The sequence below is a fragment of the Falsochrobactrum tianjinense genome (assembly GCF_019100495.1).
In the GTDB taxonomy this organism is placed as follows: domain Bacteria; phylum Pseudomonadota; class Alphaproteobacteria; order Rhizobiales; family Rhizobiaceae; genus Brucella; species Brucella tianjinense.
The window spans coordinates 1-2,473 of record NZ_JAHRVA010000017.1; the positions used below are offsets into that span (position 1 = coordinate 1).

The window sequence follows — 2,473 nt, forward strand, 5'->3', positions numbered from 1 at the left end:
TTCGCCCGCTAGTGGGGTCAATATTCCACGCCGAAACACAATCATCGCCATTGGGGTGGAAGCGAATGGACGCAGCAGGCTTCGACTTGAGCTCGAGCGTTTCCGGGTTCAGGGAAATTTCTACCCGCAACGACGACTGTCCAGGCTTCGGACTCAGGCTGTCGCGCGATGTAATCAGCACGAACACATCATCAGGGGAGATGTTCACGCCGCCCATGAGTTGTGGCTTCATGATCAGCCAGCTTGCGGTATGCACCTGGCGGTCCGGATCGTTCGGCACGGTATTCCACGTTGTGTAGTGGGTTATTCGTTCATCGCCGAATGTGATGTCGATGGTTCCCGTCTCTGCATACACAGGCAGTTCCTGTGAGAAAGCAGGTACTGCAAAATATGCAGCAATCATTAGCGCCGCGGCAGTCCTTTTCATTTCAAACTCCTTACCGTACACCGCAATCGATGCTCAGGGCGGCACGGTCATCAATAGATGCACCATTTTCATCTACCAGCATCAGGTCGGTAACGGACAGTTGCCGCCCGGAAGTCACAATGGTGAATTCCTGCGAAGCGATGCGTCCGGCCTTGAGCTGCCGCTCGGGGCTAGCGAACGGGCCATCGACGCCCAGGCCAATGGTCATTGCATTTGCAGTAGACGACAGTTCGAAAAAGAACTTTTCTCCATCCGGTGTCGTCCCTGGCCCCTGGATTTCAATATCGTCGAAATCATCCTGGCTATAGATGGCGCATGTCGTCGGCGTAAATTCGTAGCGACCTGCCGATGTTTCCAAAACACTTATTGCAGCGGCGGCGCTTTCTGATGTCGGCGCTTCCGCCTCCGCGCTGCAACCTGTCAGCATTAAGCTGCTGAACAAGCCGATCATGACAACGGATCCGGTTCTACGCTCGTCCATTCCGAAGTTTCCTGTGATCACTTCTTTCTCCATTGCCTACGGATAAGACCAACCGTTGTGTTCGACGCGGAAAATGCGTAGCGGCGCGCCGGGTCTGGTGGTGTCAGCGCGCAGTAAAAAGACTGCGCGCTGCTGCTTGCCGAAATTGGTGAAATCGACATTGATTGTGATCATGCCGCGCAGCATCGGCTGGTGAGGGTCGGGCACCGGGTCTTCTATGGCGCCATCGAAATCCTGAGCGCCATAAAGCGGATGCGCACCGACGTTGCCGGAGGCCAGCCAGGCCACAATGTCGTCGGTGAAGTAATTCCTCGCCACCGCTGGATCGAACGCGCTTGGCAGGTTGCTGTTTTCCGACTGAAACTGGCGTTCATAGATCTCGCGCACGAGATCCTGTGCCTGGGCAACCGGATCAATATTCGCGCTGCTGGCGTAAGGCTCGTGCGCTGGCGTCTTCTGCCGGGAGACCGAAACCGCAGCGGCATCCTCGCTTTCCGGCGTGATATAGCGCTGCGCAACCCAACCCGCCTTGCTCATTGCTTTATTGCGCATCAAGCACCAACGTGGTGGTAGCGCCTTGATCTCAGCTTCCGACATCGCGGTATAGTGCGCGGCCGTATAGAATGGCACACAGGTGATCTGCTGCATGTCGCGCTCATTGGGGGCGAATCTCTCGATCACCGGATAGTTGGTACCCGGCCCCATGCGGGCATTGAGAACGTCGTTGACGGGTACCCCCGTCACACGCCAGGCATCGGGTCCGTGTCCGTCAATTTCGGCGTGCGCCGGAAATGCGGTGATGCCGAGCGCAATTGCAGCAAGCACCGCTTTGAGTACGCGTGCCATATTCACTTCACCTCCACGATTGAGCGGCCGAGAACTTTGCGGCCGCTGATATCGAGAAAGCGCACCTCATAGGTTCCGGCTTGCGCCGGCATTTGCAGTTCCAGCACCTTTTCTGCCCCCACCTTGTGGGCGGCGATCCAGCTAAAGTCAGCCTGATCAGCGCGGGCAACAGAGATACGCGGGTCCGCACTGCTGGCTGCCGTAGTCCACGAAACGGTGATCGTTTCGCCGACACCCGCTTGCGCCGGTGCGTTGAGCCCGGCTCCGTCATCCAGCGGCGCGTCTTGCGCCACAACTTCCATGTGGTGACTGGCCAGGGTGCGAGCACCTTCGCGCAGCACGTAGCGGATTTCGTAGAGACCCGTTTCGGTAGGTGCTTTCAAATCGCCCTCAAGCTTGTCCCGAACCCGGATATAGTCAGCATATTTTCCCTCATCGGTTCCCGTGGCCACGATGGTGATATAGTCTTCCGGGTGGATCGAAGCCGACCAGGTGACACGAAGCTTGCTTCCCGCGCGCACCACATCCGGGCCGCTGACCGTTACCTTGGCCTCAACCACTTCCACCGGGGTGGAAGCCAATGTCCGTCCACCCTCGCGCAGCACATAGCGCACTTCGTACAACCCGGGGTCGGCAGGCGCGATCAGCTTGTTTTCACGCATGTCGCGCACCCGCTCATAGTGGGTGTAGGTACCTTCATCGGCTCCGGCTGGAACGAT

At 57.9% G+C, this 2,473-nt stretch carries 4 protein-coding genes; all 4 read right to left on the reverse strand.

All coding sequences use genetic code 11. From position 1 onward, the window contains the following. A partial coding sequence (locus KUG47_RS16655; protein WP_217679180.1) for a hypothetical protein occupies positions 1 to 427 on the reverse strand: 427 nt, incomplete at its 3' end. 10 nt (positions 428 to 437) lie between these two features. Beyond that, positions 438 to 908 (reverse strand): hypothetical protein, encoded by a 471-nt coding sequence (locus tag KUG47_RS16660; RefSeq protein ID WP_217679182.1) that lies wholly within the window; start codon positions 906 to 908, stop codon positions 438 to 440. A 36-nt stretch (positions 909 to 944) separates the two neighbouring features. Next, on the reverse strand, positions 945 to 1,754 hold the full coding sequence (locus KUG47_RS16665; protein ID WP_217679184.1) for an SH3 domain-containing protein: 810 nt from the start codon (positions 1,752 to 1,754) through the stop codon (positions 945 to 947). Between the two features lie 2 nt (positions 1,755 to 1,756). Then, positions 1,757 to 2,473: hypothetical protein (locus tag KUG47_RS16670; RefSeq protein WP_217679186.1), on the reverse strand; the 717-nt coding region annotated here is incomplete at its 5' end.

Coding starts and splice junctions, on each gene's coding strand:
- KUG47_RS16660 (WP_217679182.1), bottom strand. CDS start 908: ATGGACGAGCGTAGAACCGGATCCGTTGTCATGATCGGCTTGTTCAGC.
- KUG47_RS16665 (WP_217679184.1), bottom strand. CDS start 1,754: ATGGCACGCGTACTCAAAGCGGTGCTTGCTGCAATTGCGCTCGGCATC.